Annotated in this window: 2 protein-coding genes; both read left to right on the forward strand. The window is 69.4% G+C overall.

The genetic code is table 11. The features are described 5' to 3' along the window. Positions 1 to 75 precede the first annotated feature (75 nt). A complete protein-coding gene (locus O0J73_RS22085; RefSeq protein WP_005410875.1) occupies positions 76 to 462 on the forward strand; it encodes a RidA family protein in 387 nt (128 codons plus the stop codon). Positions 463 to 469: 7 nt separating this feature from the next. Next, on the forward strand, positions 470 to 2,581 hold the full coding sequence (gene recG / locus O0J73_RS22090) for an ATP-dependent DNA helicase RecG (RefSeq protein ID WP_049457375.1): 2,112 nt from the start codon (positions 470 to 472) through the stop codon (positions 2,579 to 2,581). Positions 2,582 to 2,789: the final 208 nt, after the last annotated feature.

Here is a 2,789-nt window from a genome sequence, read left to right on the forward strand (position 1 = left end):
CCCCCCCCCCCCCCCCCCCGCACTACCGGGTTGCTACAATTGCCGCTCTGTTTCCCCCAAGCTCCGGAGCGACCCATGTCCCGCCAGATCATCAACACCGAAAAGGCTCCCGCCGCCATCGGCCCGTACTCGCAGGCCGTGCGCGCCGGCAACACCGTGTACTTCTCCGGGCAGATCCCGCTCGACCCGGCTACCGGCGACATCGTCGGCGCCGGTGACGTCGAAGCCCAGGCCCGTCGCGCCTTCGACAACCTCAAGGCCGTGGCCGAAGCCGCTGGCGGCTCGCTGGACAAGGTCGTGCGCCTGGGCCTGTACCTGACCGATCTGGGCGAGTTCGCCAAGGTCAACGCGGTCATGCAGGACTACTTCCAGGCGCCGTACCCGGCCCGTTCCACCATCGAAGTGTCCGGCCTGCCGAAGGGCGCCAACTTCGAGGTCGACGCGGTGATGGTCATCGACTGACCGCCACGTGGCACGCAAGGCGGCGGTCACCCCGGTCCTGTCACCGTCCGGCGAAGCATCCCTGGCGATGCTTGCTGGCGTGGGCCCGGCCGTGGCCGCCAAACTGCAGGCGCGTGGCCTGGCCACCCTGCAGGATCTCTGGCTTCACCTGCCGCTGCGCTATGAAGACCGCACCCGGCTGACCCGCATCGAAGACCTGCGCAACGGCGTGCCGGCGCAGGTGGAAGGGCGGGTGGTCGCGGTCGAGCGCGGCATGCGCTACCGGCCGATGCTGAAGGTTGCGGTAGAGGACGAGGGGCAGGGCACCCTGGTGCTGCGCTTCTTCCATTTCCGCCAGCAGCAGGTCGGCCAGTTCGCGGTCGGCAACCGGCTGCGCTGCTTCGGCACGCCCAAGCCCGGCCATCTCGGCCTGGAGATCGTCCACCCCAGCTACCAGGTGCTGGGCCGCAATGACGATCCTGAACTCGGCGACCGCCTCGACCCGGTGTATCCCACCGTCGAAGGCGTTGGCCCGATGACCCTGCGCAAGCTGATCGGCCAGGCCCTGGACCGCCTGCCCGAGGAAAGCACGCTGGAACTGCTGCCCAGTGGTTGGCTGGACGGCCTCAAGCTGCCCTCGCTGCGCAGCGCGCTGCTGACCGTGCACCGGCCGCCGCCGGATGCCGACCTGGCCGCGCTGGCCGCCGGTACCCATCCGGCGCAGCGTCGCCTGGCGATGGAAGAACTGCTGGCGCACCACCTCAGCCTGCGTCGCCAGCGCATCGCATTGCAGGCGCATCACGCGCCGCCGCTGGCCGGCCCCGGCACGCTGGCCAAGGCACTGCTGAAGCAGCTGCCGTTCGCGCTGACCGGTGCGCAGGCACGCGTGTTCAAGCAGATCCGCGAAGACCTGTCGCGGCCCAGCCCGATGCTGCGGCTGGTGCAGGGCGACGTCGGTTCCGGCAAGACCGTGGTTGCCGCGCTGGCGGCGATGCTGGCGGTGGAGCAGGGCAAGCAGGTCGCATTGGCCGCGCCCACCGAACTGCTGGCCGAACAGCATCTCAACAACCTGCGCGGCTGGCTGGAACCGCTTGGCGTGCGCATCGCCTGGCTGGCCGGCAAGGTCACCGGCAAGGCGCGCGCCAAGGTGATGGAACAGGTCGCCAACGGCGAGGCGCAGGTGGTGGTCGGTACCCACGCGCTGATGCAGGACGCGGTGGTGTTCCAGGACCTGGCGCTGGCCATCGTCGATGAGCAGCACCGCTTCGGCGTGCACCAGCGCCTGGCCCTGCGCGACAAGGGCGCGGGCGGCAACAGCGTGCCGCACCAGCTGGTGATGACCGCAACGCCGATTCCACGCACGCTGGCGATGTCCGAATACGCGGATCTGGACGTGTCGGCCATCGACGAACTGCCGCCTGGCCGCACCCCGGTGCAGACCGTGGCACTCAACAACGACCGTCGTCCCGAGCTGATCGAGCGCATCGCGCTGGCCTGCCGGGAAGGGCGGCAGGTGTACTGGGTGTGCACGCTCATCGAGGAAAGCGAAGAGCTGGATGCAACGCCCGCGCAGGCCACCTACGAATCGCTGCAGGCGCTGCTGCCGGGCGTGCGCGTCGGGCTGGTGCATGGCCGCCTGAAGGCGGCCGAGAAGCTGGCGACGATGGTGGCGTTCAAGGCCGGCGAGATCGACCTGCTGGTCGCGACCACCGTCATCGAAGTGGGCGTGGACGTACCCAATGCCTCGCTGATGGTGATCGAGAACGCCGAGCGGCTGGGCCTGGCCCAGCTGCACCAGCTGCGTGGCCGCGTCGGCCGCGGTTCGGCCGTGTCGCGCTGCGTGCTGCTGTACCAGGCGCCGCTCTCGCAGATGGCGCGCGAGCGCCTGCAGACCATGCGCGAAACCAACGATGGTTTCGTCATCGCCGAGAAGGACCTGGAGCTGCGCGGCCCCGGCGAACTGCTCGGCACCCGCCAGACCGGACTGGCCGGATTCCGCATTGCCGACCTGGCCCGCGACGCCGGCCTGCTGCCCGGCGTGCACGACCTCGCCGAACGCCTACTGGCCCAGCAACCCGCACTGGCCGACCGCGTGGTGCAGCGCTGGATCGGCACCGCCGTGCGCTACGCGTCGGCGTAATGCCGTCTGGGTGGGCGTGGACCTTGGTCGACACATCCACGCTGCGCGCGTGAGCCGAGCATGGCTCGACTTTTTCGATGAATTCGTGGATGTGTCGACCAAGGTCGACACCCACCAACAGCAGCAGAAATCTGTCGAAGGCGGGGTGGGTCCGGTTGCGGGGGCGTGAGCCGCATGGATGCGGCGACCGAGCTTACATGGACGTACT

It is taken from the genome of Stenotrophomonas sp. Sm6012, assembly GCF_030985895.1.
GTDB classification, from domain to species: Bacteria; Pseudomonadota; Gammaproteobacteria; order Xanthomonadales; family Xanthomonadaceae; genus Stenotrophomonas; species Stenotrophomonas forensis.